At 44.0% G+C, this 17,018-nt stretch carries 13 protein-coding genes; all 13 read left to right on the forward strand.

All coding sequences use genetic code 11. From position 1 onward, the window contains the following. The first annotated feature begins 3 nt into the window (after positions 1–3). The 13 genes from ABHV44_RS10540 to ABHV44_RS10600 all read left to right on the forward strand — a co-directional run bounded on the left by ABHV44_RS10540 (position 4) and on the right by ABHV44_RS10600 (position 17,014). Positions 4–819, forward strand: a complete 816-nt coding sequence (locus tag ABHV44_RS10540; RefSeq protein ID WP_459074650.1) for a hypothetical protein — start codon at positions 4–6, stop codon at positions 817–819. A 92-nt stretch (positions 820–911) separates the two neighbouring features. Next, positions 912–1,949, forward strand: a complete 1,038-nt coding sequence (locus ABHV44_RS10545) for a patatin-like phospholipase family protein (protein WP_459074651.1) — start codon at positions 912–914, stop codon at positions 1,947–1,949. A gap of 58 nt (positions 1,950–2,007) precedes the next feature. Continuing rightward, positions 2,008–3,486, forward strand: a complete 1,479-nt coding sequence (gene nhaC / locus ABHV44_RS10550) for a Na+/H+ antiporter NhaC (protein ID WP_459074652.1) — start codon at positions 2,008–2,010, stop codon at positions 3,484–3,486. 111 nt (positions 3,487–3,597) lie between these two features. Next, complete coding sequence (gene uvrA / locus ABHV44_RS10555; RefSeq protein WP_459074653.1) at positions 3,598–6,474, forward strand: excinuclease ABC subunit UvrA; 2,877 nt, start codon at positions 3,598–3,600, stop codon at positions 6,472–6,474. Between the two features lie 111 nt (positions 6,475–6,585). Continuing rightward, the gene (locus ABHV44_RS10560) at positions 6,586–8,937 is read left to right on the forward strand and encodes a PAS domain S-box protein (RefSeq protein WP_459074654.1); all 2,352 of its coding nucleotides are present in this window, start codon (positions 6,586–6,588) and stop codon (positions 8,935–8,937) included. 79 nt (positions 8,938–9,016) lie between these two features. Beyond that, a complete protein-coding gene (locus ABHV44_RS10565; protein WP_459074655.1) occupies positions 9,017–9,460 on the forward strand; it encodes a GNAT family N-acetyltransferase in 444 nt (147 codons plus the stop codon). Between the two features lie 94 nt (positions 9,461–9,554). Continuing rightward, entirely contained in the window at positions 9,555–10,355 is an 801-nt protein-coding gene (locus ABHV44_RS10570) for a TIGR00266 family protein (protein ID WP_459074656.1), read from the forward strand. A 98-nt stretch (positions 10,356–10,453) separates the two neighbouring features. Further along, positions 10,454–11,545 carry a hypothetical protein gene (locus ABHV44_RS10575; RefSeq protein ID WP_459074657.1) on the forward strand — a complete coding sequence of 364 codons (1,092 nt, stop codon included), beginning with the start codon at positions 10,454–10,456 and terminating at the stop codon, positions 11,543–11,545. Between the two features lie 34 nt (positions 11,546–11,579). Next, positions 11,580–13,589, forward strand: a complete 2,010-nt coding sequence (locus ABHV44_RS10580; RefSeq protein WP_459074658.1) for an FG-GAP-like repeat-containing protein — start codon at positions 11,580–11,582, stop codon at positions 13,587–13,589. A gap of 122 nt (positions 13,590–13,711) precedes the next feature. Next, entirely contained in the window at positions 13,712–14,281 is a 570-nt protein-coding gene (locus tag ABHV44_RS10585) for a LemA family protein (protein WP_459074659.1), read from the forward strand. A gap of 38 nt (positions 14,282–14,319) precedes the next feature. Further along, a complete protein-coding gene (locus tag ABHV44_RS10590) occupies positions 14,320–15,342 on the forward strand; it encodes a patatin-like phospholipase family protein (protein ID WP_459074660.1) in 1,023 nt (340 codons plus the stop codon). After that, complete coding sequence (locus ABHV44_RS10595) at positions 15,335–15,868, forward strand: hypothetical protein (RefSeq protein ID WP_459074661.1); 534 nt, start codon at positions 15,335–15,337, stop codon at positions 15,866–15,868. Before ABHV44_RS10590 ends, ABHV44_RS10595 begins: the two co-directional genes overlap by 8 nt. Positions 15,869–16,066: 198 nt before the next feature. Continuing rightward, positions 16,067–17,014: an FAD-binding domain-containing protein gene (locus ABHV44_RS10600; RefSeq protein WP_459074662.1), complete on the forward strand. Its 948-nt coding sequence runs from the start codon at positions 16,067–16,069 to the stop codon at positions 17,012–17,014. The last annotated feature ends 4 nt before the right edge of the window (positions 17,015–17,018 follow it).

The following is a 17,018-nucleotide window of genomic DNA, read 5'->3' on the forward strand; positions in this document are numbered from 1 at the left end:
AACATGCTCAGAACTCTCATTCTAGGATTTTCTTTAACCCTTTCCACTTCGATTTTTTCACAGGGAATAATCGATGGATTTATGAAGGGAAAAGGTCACACCGACATTTCCCTTTCTTACAGTTACGAGAATTTCAACAAGTATTGGGGAGCGGAGGAAATCAGCATCACGCGCGACATTCAAAGTGCGAGTTTGTACGTGGCACATGGAATAACTGATTGGGCAGACGTGATCCTCAGCGCTCCTTATATCAACAATACAGGCGTGTCTGGATTTCAGGACGGAGTAGCAATGATCCGGCTGAAGGTGGCTGAAATTCAGACTGAAAAGATAAATTTCGGAATACTGGCAGGTACCGGCTATAGCCTACCACTTACTGATTACGAAACCGAAAGTGCATTTGCCATTGGTCAGCACGCTGAAGCCATTCCTGCCAGGCTGATCTTTTCAGCGCAGCACCAAAATGGTTGGTTTCTGCAGTTGCAATCCGGCTACACCTGGCGAATTGATCCCACTCCTCCCTCCTTTCCGATGATCGCTAAAATCGGATACGCCTCAGCAAAAAATTATTTCGATATCTGGTTTCACAGGCAGCAAGCTGAAGGTGGCTTCGATTACCGAGACGGCTTCGATCAACCATTTAGAAGTTTTGGAGTTTCCTTTTCCAAAATAGGCGCAACCTACTACCGTCCCATTAATCCATGGATCGGAGGCTTCTTTCAGGCGGCTTACACTTTAGATGGTCGAAATGTAGGTCAGGCCATCAGAGCATCTATCGGTTTCACCTTACGACTTGATGGTTTCAAACTGGCGGAATAATTAGATCCAAAATCTTCTAGCCAGATTTTTCCAGTTGATTTTTTAGCCTATATTCGGCTGAAGTACAAATATTTAACAACACCTTTACTTCTATGAAAAAGAAAGTGACCATCCTTTCCATTGATGGTGGCGGAATTCGTGGCATCCTCCCGGGAATGCTTGTAAAAGCCATCGAAGAAAAAATCCAATCCATCACGGGCGACAAGTCAAAGAGAATTTCAGAGTACGTTGACCTCTTCGCTGGAACCAGCACCGGAGGCATTTTGAGTTGTCTCTACCTGACTCCGGGTGAGGATGGCAAACCAAAATTTTCTGCAGGTGAAGCCGTGCAGCTCTATCTCGATTATGGCGATGAAATTTTTCACACTTCCGTTTGGCAGAAAATCAAAACTGCCGGTGGTGTTCGCGATGAAAAATACCCAGCGACTGAACTGGAAGAGCGTTTGGAAGAGTACTTTGGAGAAACCAACCTGAGCGAATTACTCAAACCGTGCGTGATCACAGCTTACAACATCCGTGATCGCTATGCGCATTTCTTCCGTCAGCAAAGAGCAAAAATGAATACCGATCATGATTTCCCAGTTAGAGAAGTAACTCGAGCAACCAGCGCTGCTCCCACCTATTTTGAATGTGCACGTGTGAAATCGCTTGCCGGGAAATACTATCCGCTAATAGACGGGGGTGTGTTTGCAAACAACCCATCTCTCTGCGCCTATGCCGAAGCAAGAACAATGGATTTTAGAAAATCCGATGGCACCACTATTAGCCATCCCGGAGCCAAGGACATGTTCATGATTTCGCTTTCAACAGGATCCACAAAACAGAAATACCTCTACAGCGAAGCCAAAGACTACGGCATGGTGCAGTGGATAAAGCCGCTCATAGACATCATGATGTCTGGAAATGCTGAAACCGTAAACTATCAGCTTGAGCAAATATGGGATACCCTAAAAGCGGAAGATCAACCAGATTTTGTAAGAATGAACCCCGACCGGGGAGAAGCCAGCGAAGACATGGATGACGGAAGTCGTGAAAACCTCAGGAAGCTCGCTGAGGCCGGTGAAGATTTTGCAAGGTCGCACGATTCAGAAATTCAATCGATTGCAGAGAGACTGGTGGCCTACAGTTGATGAATCAAAAAAGTGTACTGAATTCCTATCTTTAGCGGCTGTTAAACCGGCTAATTGAATGGAAGATAAACCAAAAGTTTCTGGAGGCGTCCACCTTCTACTGGCGCTGTTGCCTATCGCGCTGTTGACGGCCATGTTGGCTTACAATGTTGTTTTTTACGGTGAAGATTCGAGCTATGGGCCAAATCAAATTGCTCTGCTTTTAGCAGGTTTAGCTGGTGGCATTATCGGTTTACGTCTGGGCTACAACTGGAAGGCGATTTACGATGGAATTGTAGATAGCATCACCTCTGCCATGGGAGCAATCATTATTCTGCTACTGATTGGTGCACTTGCCGGAACCTGGCTCATCAGTGGGATTATTCCTGCTATGGTTTTCTACGGGTTGAAGATTCTCACTCCCGCCATCTTCCTTTTCGCTGCGTGCATTGTTTCAGCATTGGTTTCTGTGGCGACAGGTAGCTCCTGGAGTACGATAGCGACAGTTGGGTTAGCACTACTAGGCATTGGCACTGCTCTCGATATTTACGAAGGCTGGATTGCGGGAGCCATTATTTCCGGAGCCTACTTCGGTGATAAAATGTCACCGCTCTCCGACACCACCAACCTCGCTCCCGCTGTAGCCGGCACAGATCTCTTCACACACATCCGCTACATGGTGTGGACTACGGGTCCTTCTATTGCAATTGCTTTGATAGTCTTTCTCATCGTTGGCCTCAATCTCGATAGCAAAGCACAGGACGGACAAGTGGAAGTCCTGATGGCAGCCATCGAAGGTAAGTTCACCATAAACTTGTGGCTATTTTTGGTTCCTGCAATCGTGATCGTTATGATCATCAAGAAAGTTCCTGCCATCCCGGCACTTTTTGCTGGTGTTTTACTCGGTGCAATTTGCGCGTTTATTTTTCAGCCAGATATAATCCGGGAAGTCGCGGGAATCGATGGGAGCTATTTTGAAAGCGCTTACGTAGCTACGATTAATTCGATGGCGATGGAGACCAACATTCCAACAGAGAATGAAAATGTAAATGATTTGCTTTCGGCCGGAGGAATGATGGGAATGATGAACACCATTTGGCTCATTATCTGTGCGCTCACTTTTGGTGGTGTAATGCAAGCTGCCGGACTACTTAGAAGAATCACAAAAGCAATTCTGGCATTGGTAAACTCCACAGGGTCATTGATTGGATCAACAGCTTTCACCTGCGTATTCTTCAACGTAACGGCTTCAGATCAGTACCTGGCGATTGTTGTTCCAGGAAAAATGTTTGCCGAAGCCTACAGGGAGCGCGGACTCGCGCCCGAGAACCTAAGCCGAACTCTCGAGGATTCGGGTACAGTAACCAGTGTAATCATTCCGTGGAACACCTGTGGTGTGGCACAAGCTGGAGTGCTGGGCGTTGCAACCCTCGTCTACGCTCCTTACTGCATTTTTAATATCGCAAGTCCTGTGATAACTGTGCTCTACGGAATCTTCGACTACAAAATAAAGCGTCTGGTTCCGGGCTACAACAAGGCTGAAAAAGCCAGTGCATAACCTGAATTAAAGCTCTTCTTCAACTTTCATGATTTGCGCCCAACAGTTTGCGTTTTCATTTGTTGGAACACCACTATCGGTGTAAATTGCACCGGCAATTAAAGTGTCCGAATGACGAAGCAAAAAGATTCTCCAACTCTAGATAATCCACAAGCTACAGAGGAAGTAGCCGAACTTTACACTGATGAAAAAATCGAAGTAATCGGTGCGAGAGTTCACAACCTAAAAAATATTGATGTCACCATTCCACGAAATCAACTGGTAGTTTTTACCGGGCTGAGCGGAAGCGGAAAATCGTCACTTGCTTTCGACACGATTTACGCGGAGGGACAGCGCAGATACATCGAAACTTTTTCTGCCTATGCACGGCAGTTTTTGGGAGGTCTTGAACGGCCCGATGTAGATCAAATTAATGGGTTGAGCCCTGTGATTTCGATCGAGCAAAAAACCATTTCAAAAAATCCAAGATCTACTGTCGGCACCATCACCGAGATCTACGATTTTATGCGACTGATCTTCGCCAGAGCTAGCGATGCATACAGCTACAAAACTGGTGAGCGGATGGTTCGCTACGACCAGGATCAAATTACAGATTTAATCATCGAGCATCACGAAGGTGATAAACTCATTTTGCTTGCTCCAGTGGTTCGCGGCCGCAAAGGTCACTACCGAGAGCTCTTCGAGCAAATTCAGAAAAAAGGATTTTTGAGAGCCCGTGTAGATGGAGAAATCGTAGAACTTACAAAAGGCTTTAAGGTCGACCGCTATAAAATTCACGATATCGAAATCGTAATTGATCGCGTGAAGGTGAAAAAGGACCAAAAAGATAGGTTGGCTAAATCAGTCCGCACTGCTCTCGACCACGGAAAGGGAATTATGATGACTCAAGAAATGGACAACGATGACGTCCGTTTTTACTCACTCCACCTGATGTGCCCTACTACGGGAATTTCTTATGCCGAGCCAGAGCCAAACTTATTTTCTTTCAACTCGCCTTACGGAGCCTGCCCAAGTTGCAACGGGCTTGGTGAAGTCGCTGAAATCGATCCAAAGAAAATTATTCCAGATAAGAGCAAGTCGATTAAAAAAGGCGGAATTAAACCGCTCGGTGAATATAAAAACAACTGGATCTTCACCCGGGTTGAAGCGCTGTTGAACCAACACGATTACAAACTCACTACTCCCCTCAAAGACATTGATGAACAAGTGATTAACTCACTTCTTTACGGAACCGATGAACCGGTGACTATCAAATCAAGCATTGGGGTGAATAGCCATTCGGTGAAGTTTGAAGGAATTATTGCATTCATAGAAAGACAGGCTGAGGAATCGAATTCAAAACCCATCAAACGCTGGGCAGAGAGTTTTATGAATAAAACAACCTGTCCTGAATGCGAAGGCAGCCGCTTGAAAAAAGAGGCACTCTATTTCAGACTCGGTGAAAAAAATATTTCGGAGTTAGCTCAGCTCGACATTCGCGATTTGGCCGAGTGGTTCGAGAGTGTGGAAAAACACCTGAGCGAGCGACAAAAGAAGATCGCGACAGAAGCTATCAAAGAAATCCGCAGCCGGATTGGTTTCTTGCTCGATGTCGGTCTCGATTATCTCACCCTCGACAGATCTGCCAGAACACTGAGCGGTGGAGAAGCACAACGCATTCGACTCGCCACGCAGATTGGAAGTCAGCTTGTAGGAGTCTTGTACATTTTAGATGAACCGAGTATCGGACTTCACCAACGCGACAACCACAGGCTCATCAATTCCCTAAAGACACTGCGCGATGCCGGCAACAGCATTATCGTTGTAGAGCACGACAAAGACATCATGCTCGAAGCCGACCACCTCGTGGATATTGGCCCTGGAGCAGGTGTTCATGGCGGAAGAATTGTTGCAGAGGGAACAGCTGAAGAACACTCTGCACAAGGTTCGCAGACATCTCTCTACCTTTCTGGAAAGAAAAATATTGAGGTTCCAAATAAGCGCAGAAAAGGAACAGGGAAAAAGCTTACCCTGGAAAAAGCAAGCGGACACAACCTTAAGGAGGTTACGCTAAAAATTCCATTGGGCACTTTCACGTGCATTACAGGAGTTTCAGGAAGTGGCAAGTCGAGTTTAATCAACCAAACCCTCTATCCTATCCTCAACGGGCATTTTTACAAGGGTGTCAAAAAACCACTTGCCTATAAGGGCATAAAAGGTCTCGACCATCTCGACAAGGTGATAGAAATTGACCAAAGCCCAATTGGCCGAACTCCGCGGTCGAATCCGGCAACCTACACCGGTGTTTTCACGGAGATCCGTAAACTGTTTTCTGAGCTACCCGAAGCGAAAATCAGAGGCTACAAACCGGGAAGGTTCTCCTTTAATGTTGCAGGCGGTCGTTGCGAAACGTGCAAGGGAGCAGGATTGAGAACCATCGAAATGAATTTCTTGCCGGATGTTTATGTACAGTGCGAAACCTGCATGGGAAAGCGCTACAACCGCGAAACACTGGAGGTGCGCTACAAGGGTAAATCCATTTCGGATGTCCTCAACATGACGATTGAAGAGGCACTCGACTTTTTCGAGAGTATTCCTAAAATCCGTAGAACTGTTGAAACGCTCAATGAAGTCGGGCTGGGCTACATCACCCTTGGGCAGCAAAGCACAACAATTTCCGGTGGAGAGGCGCAGCGTGTCAAGCTCTCCACGGAACTCAGCAAACGCGACACTGGTAACACCATTTACATTCTGGATGAGCCCACAACTGGCCTGCACTTCGAAGATATTCAGCTGCTCATAAATGTGCTCAACAAGCTGGTGGAAAATGGCAATACTGTGCTGGTCATTGAACACAATATGGACATCATCAAAGTTGCCGATCACGTGGTTGATATTGGTCCGGAAGGTGGAAAAGGTGGAGGAAAAATTATCGCAGAAGGCACGCCTGAAAAAGTCGCCAACGCAAGAGGAAGTTTTACTGGTAAATTCCTGAAAGAGGAATTATAGAATGGATGTTTCTCCGATTTTGGATTGCATCTAACCCCAGGTCATTTTTTGCCAAATAACGGATTTGGTTTACCTTTAATGCTTAACACTGGTAAACTAACTCATTAACAAATGACTAAAAACATCTGGCGCATACCACTAATTTACATTGTACTTGGCATTCTATGGATTTTACTCAGTGATAGTTTTACAGATTGGCTTTTCGGGGACGCAGATTTCAAATCATATAGTTATTTCCAAACTTTCAAGGGTCTGTTTTATGTTCTTCTCACTGGAATTGTACTTTATTTTTTAATCCGAAATTTTTACGATCGGCTTCTCAGTTCCGAAACGGTTTACAGAACCATGTTCGAGCGCAATCCAAACCCAATGTGGATTTATGACCCTCGAACCCTCAATATTTTAGAAGTAAATCAGGCTGCTGTTGAGGTATATGGTTACACCCAAAAGGAATTTCAGGATTTGACCATCGCAGATATAAGGCCTAAGGAAGATGTCAGCAAGCTCTTGACAAACGTAAAGCACGAGAATAAAGCTTATCAGAACAGTGGTCCGTGGCAGCATAAAACCAAAGATGGCAGAGTTTTTTTTGTGCGCATTTATTCCAATTCGCTTTATAAAGATTCGGAGCAAGTGCGGCTGGTCACAGCTATCGACATCGATGAGATGGAAAAAGCCAAGCGCCACAGCCAGGTTATTAACAGTCAGCTCATCGATACGAGTAATTACCTCCGTTCGCTGATTGATTCCGAATCGTCCTTTCTTATTAGAATGGACCTGAAAGGAAACCTGATCTTCGGTAACCAAAAATTCCTGAAGACCTTTAATTACAACAATCTTAGCGTTCAGGGAAAAGGCTACTCTGAAATATTCCACAATGAAGACTGGAGAGTGTTTCAACGCGTTCTGGTAAACTGCAAAAACATTCCAGGCGATGTAAACTTTCTTACACTTCGTTCGCTTACCAACGACCAAAAAGTAATTTTTACAGAATGGGAATTTATAGGCATTGCTGATGAAAACGGTGAGGTAAATGAGATACAGGGAGTTGGAAGAAACGTAACTTCCGAAGTAAAAAACAATCAGGAGCTCGACCGATACAAAAAGTATTTTGGTCAAATTCTATCCTCCTTGAATGACGTTGTGTTTTCTGTTGATGCCAGCGACATGTCGCTCCTATTCATCAATGAGAGCTGCGATCAGGTAACCCAGTATACAGCTGAAGAATTTTTGCAAAAGCAAAACCTTTGGCGAGAAATAGTGCTTCCTGAAGACCGGGAGAAGTTTGATGATCAAATTCATGAAATTATCGACACAGGTGAAGAAAGAAGATTTGAGTGTCGGGTTGTTTCCAGAAATGGCATTAAAAAGTCACTGCTGTTTAGGATAAGGCCTTTCTTCAATGAGCAACAGAGCCGGAAAGAGCTTCACGGAATCTTTACAGACATCACTGATGTGAGGAGCGCACAAGAGACTATCAAAGACTACGCTAGAGATATTGAGGAAATCTTAAAAAGTATCACCGAAGGTTTTTTCTCCGTGGATAGCGAGGGAAGATTTCAATTCATCAATCAGGGATTCGAAGATCACACTGGATTGAATGGCGAAAAGTTAATGGGCAAAAGCTTGTGGGAAGTGTTTCCCCGGGAAAACTCCGATTTCAAAGAACACTTCAACAAAGGTCTCGAAGAAAAAAAGAAGCAATCTTTTGAAGCTTATCACGAGCAATTCGAGAAGTGGTTTTACTTTTCTGTGTATCCAAAGAACGAAGGGCTTTCGGTTTATTTCGAAGACACTACCGAATCCAGAAGGGCCAGAGAAGAAATTCAGAGATCACAAGAACTTCTCGGCAGTGTGATCAACAGTACATCAGATCTAATTTGGGCTGTGGATAAAGACCTGAAACTGATAGCCGGCAACGAAGTTTTTCAAGATTCGCTGAGCACTCCATTGCAAGAAGGAGAAACTGTTCTCAAAGAATTCGCAGAAGGTCCTGGTTCTGATATTCTGGCACATTGGAAGAGTTTGTATCAGAAGGGGTTAAATGGTGAATCATTTATCCGAGAAGAAGAAATGTCTCAGAGCACCGAAGAGTTTCGCTATTTAGAGGTTAGGTTTAACCCTCTTAGAAATGACCGGGGCGAAGTTTTTGGAGTGAGTTGTTTTGGACGAAATGTAACACACCACAAACTACTTGAAGAACAACTGAAGAACCAGAACATGAAGCTGAGGGAAATAGCTCATATACAGTCACATATCGTCAGAAATCCTGTTGTTAATATTCAGGGCCTTCTAAAGCTGCTCGACAAGCAGCAGATCAAATCGGCAAATAATGCAGAAATCCTGAAACACATGGAAAATGCTGTTCGCGAGTTGGACGACATTATTCACGACATAGTAGACAGAGCAAATACCGTGGAACGAAAAGTAAAAGAAAGCAGAGAGAATAATTTGCTCAAATAATTCTTTCCCGTTCGTTTCGGATATCAATCTTTTATGTATCTTAACATCTTGCATATCAACACCATAATCCGCCCTGACCATGGTAATACGCAACTACACGCCAAGCTATAAAAGCGACTGTCTGACAATTTTCGACAGTAATGTTCCACAGCTTTTCACCTCTAATGAACGATCTGAATTTGAGCACTGGCTCGATTATCATGCAAAGCATCAATTCTATCTGATTACTGAAAAAGAAGAAACTGTGGCTTGTGGTGGAATTTATACGAATTACAACTCGGGTACTGCCGGGCTCGTTTGGGGAATGGTGAGCTCTAAACACTATGGCAAAAGCTATGGTCAGGCACTGACCACTTATCGACTTCAAAAGCTGCTCGAGCATGCTGCAGGATATCACTCCATGAAAATTAGCGCCTCGCTGTACACTTCTGAGTACTACAAAAAATGCGGACTACGCCAGGTAGGAATAAAAAAAGACGGTCTTGCTCCCGGTCTCGATCGTTACGATTTTCTCATTCCCTAAGTCGGGAGCAACGATTACCAAATCTTTCTAAATCCGTTATCCCTTTTTCACTTTTCCTTAATTTGGCTGTCATACCAAAAACATTGAAATTCTAATGGCAGCACATGAAATTGATTTTGAACTCGTAGGCGAAGAAATGCAAGCCGTAGGCATTGAGCTCGATCCACAAGAAACTGTAATTGCTGAGCCTGGCAGTTTGATGATGATGGACAGCGACCTGGAAATGAATACTATTTTCGGAGACGGCTCCAATCAGGATAAAGGGATTTTCAACAAATTTCTCTCGGCTGGTAAGAGGCTTCTAACCGGAGAGGGGCTTTTCATGACGGCCTATACAAACATGGGTTCTGGAAAGAAGAAAGCCTGGTTTGCTTCTCCGTACCCCGGAAAAGTTATCGCGTTCGACCTGGCAAAAAACGGAGGTAAAATCGTTTGCCAAAAAGATGCATTCCTCTGCGCTGCCAAGGGCGTGGCGGTTGGCATCGAATTTCAAAAACGCCTGGGGACTGGCCTTTTCGGTGGAGAAGGTTTCATCATGCAAAAGTTGGAAGGCGATGGCATGGCATTTCTTCACGTGGGAGGCACCGTTATCGAAAAACAGCTTCAGCCCGGTGAAGTGCTCAAGGTGGACACTGGATGTATTGCTGGTTTCACTTCGCAAATCGATTATGACATTGAATATGTTGGCGGACTCAGAAACACGTTCTTTGGTGGTGAAGGAATCTTTTTAGCAAAACTTACCGGACCCGGGACAGTTTACATTCAGTCACTTCCTTTCAGCAGGCTGGCTGACAGGGTGATAGCAAGCGCTCCAAAAATGGGTGGCAAAAAACGTGGAGAAGGTAGTATCCTGGGCGGTCTCGGAAATCTTATGGACGGAGACAACCGTTTTTGAATTTTTTAAGTCATAAGTTATAGAATGCCAGTCACTGACGTGAAACTGCAGTTTCACACTGGAAAATCAGCGAAATTCATTCACCTGCAAAGTTAATCATGAAGAGAAATTTAATTGTAATAGCTTCTATTTTGGCGATCGCTGTAGCATGTTCCAAGCCGGAGCCAGAACCACCGAAGCAAGACCCTGATGGCACAGACAGCGGAGTGTCTTTCAACACCGCAGAATTACCTTATTCAAAACTTTCCGATTATCGTTTTTTTGAAGGAGACCTTGCCGATCTTTCGCCAACCGAAGGAGTTCTACCTTACGAGCTCATCACTCCACTTTTCACAGATTACGCCAAGAAAAAACGATTTGTGTGGATGGCGGAAGGTGCAAGTGCCCAGCACGATGGAGATACAGAAATTTTTTCGTTCGATGACGGTACAGTCTTAATTAAAAACTTCTACTACAACAACGTTCAACCGTCCAATGAAAAGAGAATCATTGAAACGAGGCTTCTGTACAAAGTAAATGGCGAATGGTTTTTTGCCGACTACGTGTGGAATGATGAACAAACTGAAGCGTATTTCGACCTCAATGGAAGCTACACTGACATTGAATTTTATGATGAAGAGAATGATGTGCTGAGATCAATTGAGTATCGCATTCCATCTGAAGGCGAATGCCTCACTTGCCATAAGTCAAACAGCTTGCCTATTCCCATTGGTCCAAAGCCGCAGAACATGAATAAAATGGTTGACTATGACGGACAGTCTATCAACCAACTCGAAAAGTGGCAACAAGAAGGCTACCTAAGCGCAACTCTACCTGCCAACATTGAAACCGTGGCTGACTGGACCGATGAAACTGCTTTATTGTCCGAACGAGTTCGTGCCTACATCGATATCAACTGCGGACATTGCCACAGAGAAGGAAGTCACTGCGACTATCGCCCCGTGCGTTTTGCCTGGAGCGAATCGGATCAATCCGAAAACCTGGGAGTTTGTGTTGAACCTGATGAGTTCATAAATGAAACGCTAACTCACATTATTTCTCCAGGAAACCACGAGCGCTCGATGATGTACTATAGGCTGAACACAACCTATGAAGCTGAAAGGATGCCGCTTTTAGGACGCTCTGTGATTCACGAAGAAGCAACCGAAATGATTAAAGAATACATCAATTCTCTAACCGAGGATTGTTAAACCTGAATTTTGATAACCAAAAAAACAACCCAAAATGAGAAAACTTTACTTATTAGCTCTCTCAGCCTGTATCTTCAGTCTGGGAATAAATGCTCAGGACACCTGCGAAGATGCTCTTCCGATAGAGTTAGGTATTTATGAAGTTGAAGCTATTGACGGAACCGAGATTCCACTTCCTATTTGCACAACCAATGGCGAAGGTGCCGAAGGAGGTGAATGGTACTCGTTCACTCATGAAGAGGATGTGCAGATCACAGTATCAACTGATCTTGCAATAAATAATGGTGGAGACACACGTTTTCATGTTTACTCCGGAGAATGTGGAAATCTAACATGCGTTGGTGGAGATGACGACAGCGGAAATGGCTACCTATCAGTAGGTTCTTTCAATGCCGAAGCTGGTGAAACTTACTACATAGCTTTTGACGACCGCTGGTCTTCTGAAGGTTTTATTTTCGAAGTAGAAGCAACAGAGCTTGTGGAAGGTGCCATCACTTTCTCCAATCAATCTGTGAATACTTCAGGTACCATGCGCGGAGCTTTCGACATGAATAATGACCAACTTGATGATGTTGTTTCGGTAAGCTCAAACAATGTCAATTTGAACCTGCAGCAGGAAGATGGTTCTTTCGAAACGATAAATATTTCTACTCCTGATGCCAACCATACTCCATCTTGGAGCTTGTGTGCTGGCGATATTGACAATAATGGCTACAATGACCTTCTCTACGCAGGAGGTTCTGGAGTTACGTTTATGTTCTACAACGGTGAAGAAGAAGGATTCGAAGAAGTATCTTTTGACGAGTACGTTTTCTGCCAGCGATCAAATATGACAGATATGGACAATGATGGTCACATTGACCCTTTTGTTTGCCACGATGTACAACCAAACGTCTACTTCACAAATGACGGTGAAGGAAACCTCACCTTCAACCAGGGAGGTTTGGGTGACACTCCAGACGGTGGAAACTATGGCTCAATCTGGGTTGACTATGACAATGATGGTGACTCAGACCTCTTCATTGCTAAATGCCGTGGTGGAGATTCTGATGCAAACATCAATCAGATGCACCGCAACAATGGAGACGGAACTTTTTCAGAAGTTTCTGCTGCAATTGGCCTGGAAGACAACATTCAAACCTGGTCGTCTGCCTGGGGAGATTTCGACAATGATGGCGACATGGACGCAATGGTCGGAGCCAGCACATTTAGCAACGGTCATCACAGACTGATGGAAAACAACGATGGTATTTTCACTGATGTTGTCGAAGGATCTGGAATTGACAACTTCATGGCTACATCCATCGAGCACGTGACGCACGACTTCAACAACGATGGTTATCTTGATATTCTTGGGGGCGGAAACATCATTTTGCTAGGAAATGGCGACATGACGTTCTCACAAATCGATGCTGGTGTTGGCAGCGGTCCAGTTGGCGACCTTAACAACGATGGATTTCTCGATGTGGTAAATGGCAGTACTATCAAAATGAATAATGGTAACGATAACAACTACATCAAAATCTTTACCGTAGGTACAGCCAGTAACTTGAACGGCATTGGTGCTCGTGTAGAAGTGTATACAGAAAACTTAGGAAAGCAAATTCGCGATGTGCGAAGCGGAGACGGATTCCGCTACATGAGTTCGCTAACTACTCACTTCGGAATTGGCACAGCAGAAACTGTAGACAGTGTGAAAGTTATTTGGCCTTCGGGAATCGTAGATCACCTTTATGAAGAAGATCTTGAGATCAACTCAACCAACACTGTAGTAGAAGGTGACTTCACAATTGGTGTTGACGAATTTGGCCAGCAACCACAGTTTACCCTCTACCCTAACCCAGTTGCTGAAGAAATCTTTATTGAGTCAGAGCTTTTCGGTGCCAACTCAATCGTTATGATTTACGACATCACAGGTAAGAAAGTCATGTCTGAAAAAGCCGATGGAAACAAGCTCAACCTGTCCTCACTTGAAACTGGAACCTACATTCTGGAAGTGGAATTAGATGGACAGAGCGTGAGAAAGAAATTTGTGAAGAAATAGAATTAATTTTTTAGACAGTGAAGGCGCCTTTTTGGCGCCTTTTCTGTTTTCAAGCAAGGACTTTTCGAAAGGAGTACAACATAGATTTCCTATCTTTCACCAGTAAACAAAACTTACAATTCATGCTACCGATAATAATTACGGTCGTTCTTCTCCTCATCATTGTTGGATGGATCGTCCGGCTCCACAACCGACTGATCCAGCTCAAAAACAAACGAGACAATGCTTTTGCTGAAATTGATGTGAATTTGCACAGACGTCACGACCTTATTCCACAGCTCGTAAGTACTGTAAAAGGTTACATGGACCACGAAAGGGCTACTTTGGAAAATGTAACCGCGGCCAGAAACAGTGCGGTAAATGCCCAATCTGTAGAAGAAAAGATTACAACCGAACAGGATCTCAATGCTGCCCTTCGCGGCTTCCAAATAGCGGTAGAAGCATATCCGGATCTAAAAGCCGACACCAACTTCCGTCAGCTTCAGGGAGAGATTTCAAATGTAGAAAACCAACTGGCTTCATCGCGGAGTCAGTTCAACACAGCCACTCGAGAGTTCAACGATGCCATTGGCACTTTTCCATCAAATATTGTGGCAAGCAGTATGGGCTACAATGAGGAAATGATGTTTGATCTTTCTGAAAAAGAAAGAGACATGATGAGACAGGCACCCGAAATCAGCTTTGGTGGGTAACATTTTGGAAGAAACCTTCAAGGTGAAAAGACTGCTTTATGGAAAGGAGAGTTATATCTCTAATAGCTATTCTACTCGTGAATATCAGCCTTACCTATGGCCAGAAAAATATAGAAAATCTGGTTTTCGAGGGAGCCGGAATTCGCGGAATTGCTTATGCGGGTGCTTTTGAGTCTCTCGAAAGACACGGTGTTTTAGATAGTCTCAAAAGAGTAGCCGGCACCTCAGCAGGAGCGCTTACATCACTTTTAATTTCCCTGGGCTACAGCGCATCTGAGATTGTAGAGATAACTTCCGAGATGCGTTTCGAAGAACTGAATGACGGCCAGTACCTTTTTATCGGTGGTTTAATCAGAACCAAAAATAATTTTGGCTGGTATCGAGATGAGGAGCTTACCAACTGGATCGGATCTCTCATCCAGGCTAAAACCGGAGACAGTGAAATAACATTCAGAGAACTGCACGAAAAAGGTTTTTTAGAACTCTTTGTGACAGCTACTTCTCTTTCAAAACAAAAGCTTGTAATCCTTTCTCACGAGACGTATCCCGACATGAAAGTGAAAAATGCGGTACGAATTTCCATGTCCATTCCACTTTATTTCGAAGCTGTTTTCGTTGATGAAGACGGTGCCATTTACGAAAGTCAAAACGATAGCGTATCCCTTGAGGTCATGGTTGATGGAGGGATCACAGGAAACTTTCCGATCCACATTTTCGATTCTACGATAGTAGATCAAAACGATAAAGTAAAGAGAGTCTACAACCCCAAAACCATTGGGATCAGAATGGAGACAGAAGACCAGTTGAAAGAAGACAAGTCCGATAGAGAACTGGCCGAAGTCAAAATTGAAAACTTCGAAGATTACGCTACAGCATTCTACACCTACGTTCTCGAAAGCTTGAACAGGAAGGATCTCACTGAAGAAGATTGGCAAAGAACAATATCGGTTTCTTGCAAAGGCATTGGCCCTAAAGTCAAAAAGCTATCGCCTAAACAAGTAAAAACTTTGATTGCCAGTGGGAGGTCAGCTGTTAATCAGTATTTTAGTGAACATGACTAATCAAAACCAATACTCTTTTGCCTTGTGGTCTTTATTGATCATGATTATTCTTTATTCCTCCCAAGCCCTCGCCCAAAACCCTGAATGTAAGTGTTGCACTCCTCAGCACGGACAATTCGACTTTTGGATTGGCGAATGGATAGTGCACGACACGCTCGGAAATGAGGTAGGAGAAAACTCCATTCAGAAAGTTGAAGGCAATTGCCTTATCAGTGAAAACTGGAAAGGTTCCTCTGGAAGCACCGGAAGAAGCTTCAACTATTACGACCCGGCCGATAGCACCTGGAACCAACTTTGGGTGAGCAGCTCAGGAAATATCTTGAAACTCAAAGGCAATCTGGAAAACGGGAAGATGATTCTAGAAAGCGATTTCACCACTGATGCTAAAGGACGAACTTTCAAAAATCGAATCACCTGGTATCCTATGGAAGAAGCAAGAAAAGTGACTCAGATCTGGGAAATTGTAAACGAAGAGGATGAAACTGTTGCCGTTTCGTTCCACGGAATTTACAGTCGCAAAAAGTAATCTCCAAAACCATTTGCTTCGCGATTTGTAAGATGATTGAATCTTTAAAAAATTACAGTCATCGAAACTCGCTACAACCACATTCTTGAGAAGGTCAACTCCTACGACCCATCATCCTATGGGCGTTCCAGAAATTTTATTGACGGCAATGTTTCCAGACTTTCCCCCTACATCTCTCGCGGTGTAATTTCAACCAAAATGGTTTATCAAAACCTGCTCGACCGAGGTTTTGAAGTATCCAAAATAGAGAAGTTCATTCAGGAACTTGCCTGGCGAGACTACTGGCAGCAAATCTGGGTTGCTGAAAAAGAAGAGATCAACAAAGACCTGAAAAGAGAGCAACCTGATGTGAGAAATCACCAAATGCCAAAAGCAGTTGCAGAAGCCAACACTGGCGTGGAAGCAATCGATGATGCCATTCGTGAATTTTATGATTCAGGCTATTTGCACAATCACCTGCGCATGTACATAGCTTCGATTTGTTGCAACTTCGGAAAGTCACACTGGTGGCTTCCTGCTCAGTGGATGTACTATCATTTGCTGGACGGAGATTGGGCGAGCAACGGACTGAGTTGGCAATGGGTGGCCGGATCCAACAGCAACAAACAGTATGTGGCCAATCAGAAAAATGTCAACAAATACTGCAAAACGGATCAGCAAGGAACTTTTATGGATGTGGACTACAGCGAGCTACCACCTCAGGAAATTCCTGAGAGACTTCAGGAGACAGTCGATCTTAAACTCTCGACCGAGCTTCCTCCACAACAGAAAATTACTCACGATAGCAGCTTGCCAACGCTCATTTACAATTACTACAACCTCGACCCTGATTGGCACAAAAATGAAAAAGCGAATAGAATTTTGTTGCTCGAGCCTTCAGTTTTTGAGAAATACCCCATTTCAAAAAATGCTCTGCAGTTTGCACTGGAGCTAAGTAAGAACATACCAGAAATTCAAATCTTCGTTGGTGAATTTAAAGAGCTTCAAAGAGAACATTCTCCGTCAGAAATAATTTACAAAGAGCATCCGCTCAATTATAATTATATGGGTAAAGAAGAAAGTCGGGACTGGATGTTCAGCGTAACTGGCTACTACTCTTCCTTCTTCAAGTTTTGGAAAAAGTGCAAGAAAGAAATCAAATCCTGAAAAC

Source organism: Halocola ammonii, from assembly GCF_049334165.1.
Taxonomy (GTDB): Bacteria; Bacteroidota; Bacteroidia; order Flavobacteriales_D; family Sanyastnellaceae; genus JBEGHD01.

Bases quoted from the DNA above. Each gene is read 5' to 3' on its own strand.
- ABHV44_RS10595 (WP_459074661.1), top strand. From the start codon at position 15,335: ATGACTAATCAAAACCAATACTCTTTTGCCTTGTGGTCTTTATTGATC.
- nhaC (WP_459074652.1), top strand. From the start codon at position 2,008: ATGGAAGATAAACCAAAAGTTTCTGGAGGCGTCCACCTTCTACTGGCG.
- ABHV44_RS10585 (WP_459074659.1), top strand. From the start codon at position 13,712: ATGCTACCGATAATAATTACGGTCGTTCTTCTCCTCATCATTGTTGGA.
- ABHV44_RS10600 (WP_459074662.1), top strand. From the start codon at position 16,067: ATGGTTTATCAAAACCTGCTCGACCGAGGTTTTGAAGTATCCAAAATA.
- uvrA (WP_459074653.1), top strand. From the start codon at position 3,598: ATGACGAAGCAAAAAGATTCTCCAACTCTAGATAATCCACAAGCTACA.
- ABHV44_RS10560 (WP_459074654.1), top strand. From the start codon at position 6,586: ATGACTAAAAACATCTGGCGCATACCACTAATTTACATTGTACTTGGC.
- ABHV44_RS10545 (WP_459074651.1), top strand. From the start codon at position 912: ATGAAAAAGAAAGTGACCATCCTTTCCATTGATGGTGGCGGAATTCGT.
- ABHV44_RS10565 (WP_459074655.1), top strand. From the start codon at position 9,017: ATGGTAATACGCAACTACACGCCAAGCTATAAAAGCGACTGTCTGACA.
- ABHV44_RS10575 (WP_459074657.1), top strand. From the start codon at position 10,454: ATGAAGAGAAATTTAATTGTAATAGCTTCTATTTTGGCGATCGCTGTA.
- ABHV44_RS10540 (WP_459074650.1), top strand. From the start codon at position 4: ATGCTCAGAACTCTCATTCTAGGATTTTCTTTAACCCTTTCCACTTCG.
- ABHV44_RS10570 (WP_459074656.1), top strand. From the start codon at position 9,555: ATGGCAGCACATGAAATTGATTTTGAACTCGTAGGCGAAGAAATGCAA.
- ABHV44_RS10590 (WP_459074660.1), top strand. From the start codon at position 14,320: ATGGAAAGGAGAGTTATATCTCTAATAGCTATTCTACTCGTGAATATC.
- ABHV44_RS10580 (WP_459074658.1), top strand. From the start codon at position 11,580: ATGAGAAAACTTTACTTATTAGCTCTCTCAGCCTGTATCTTCAGTCTG.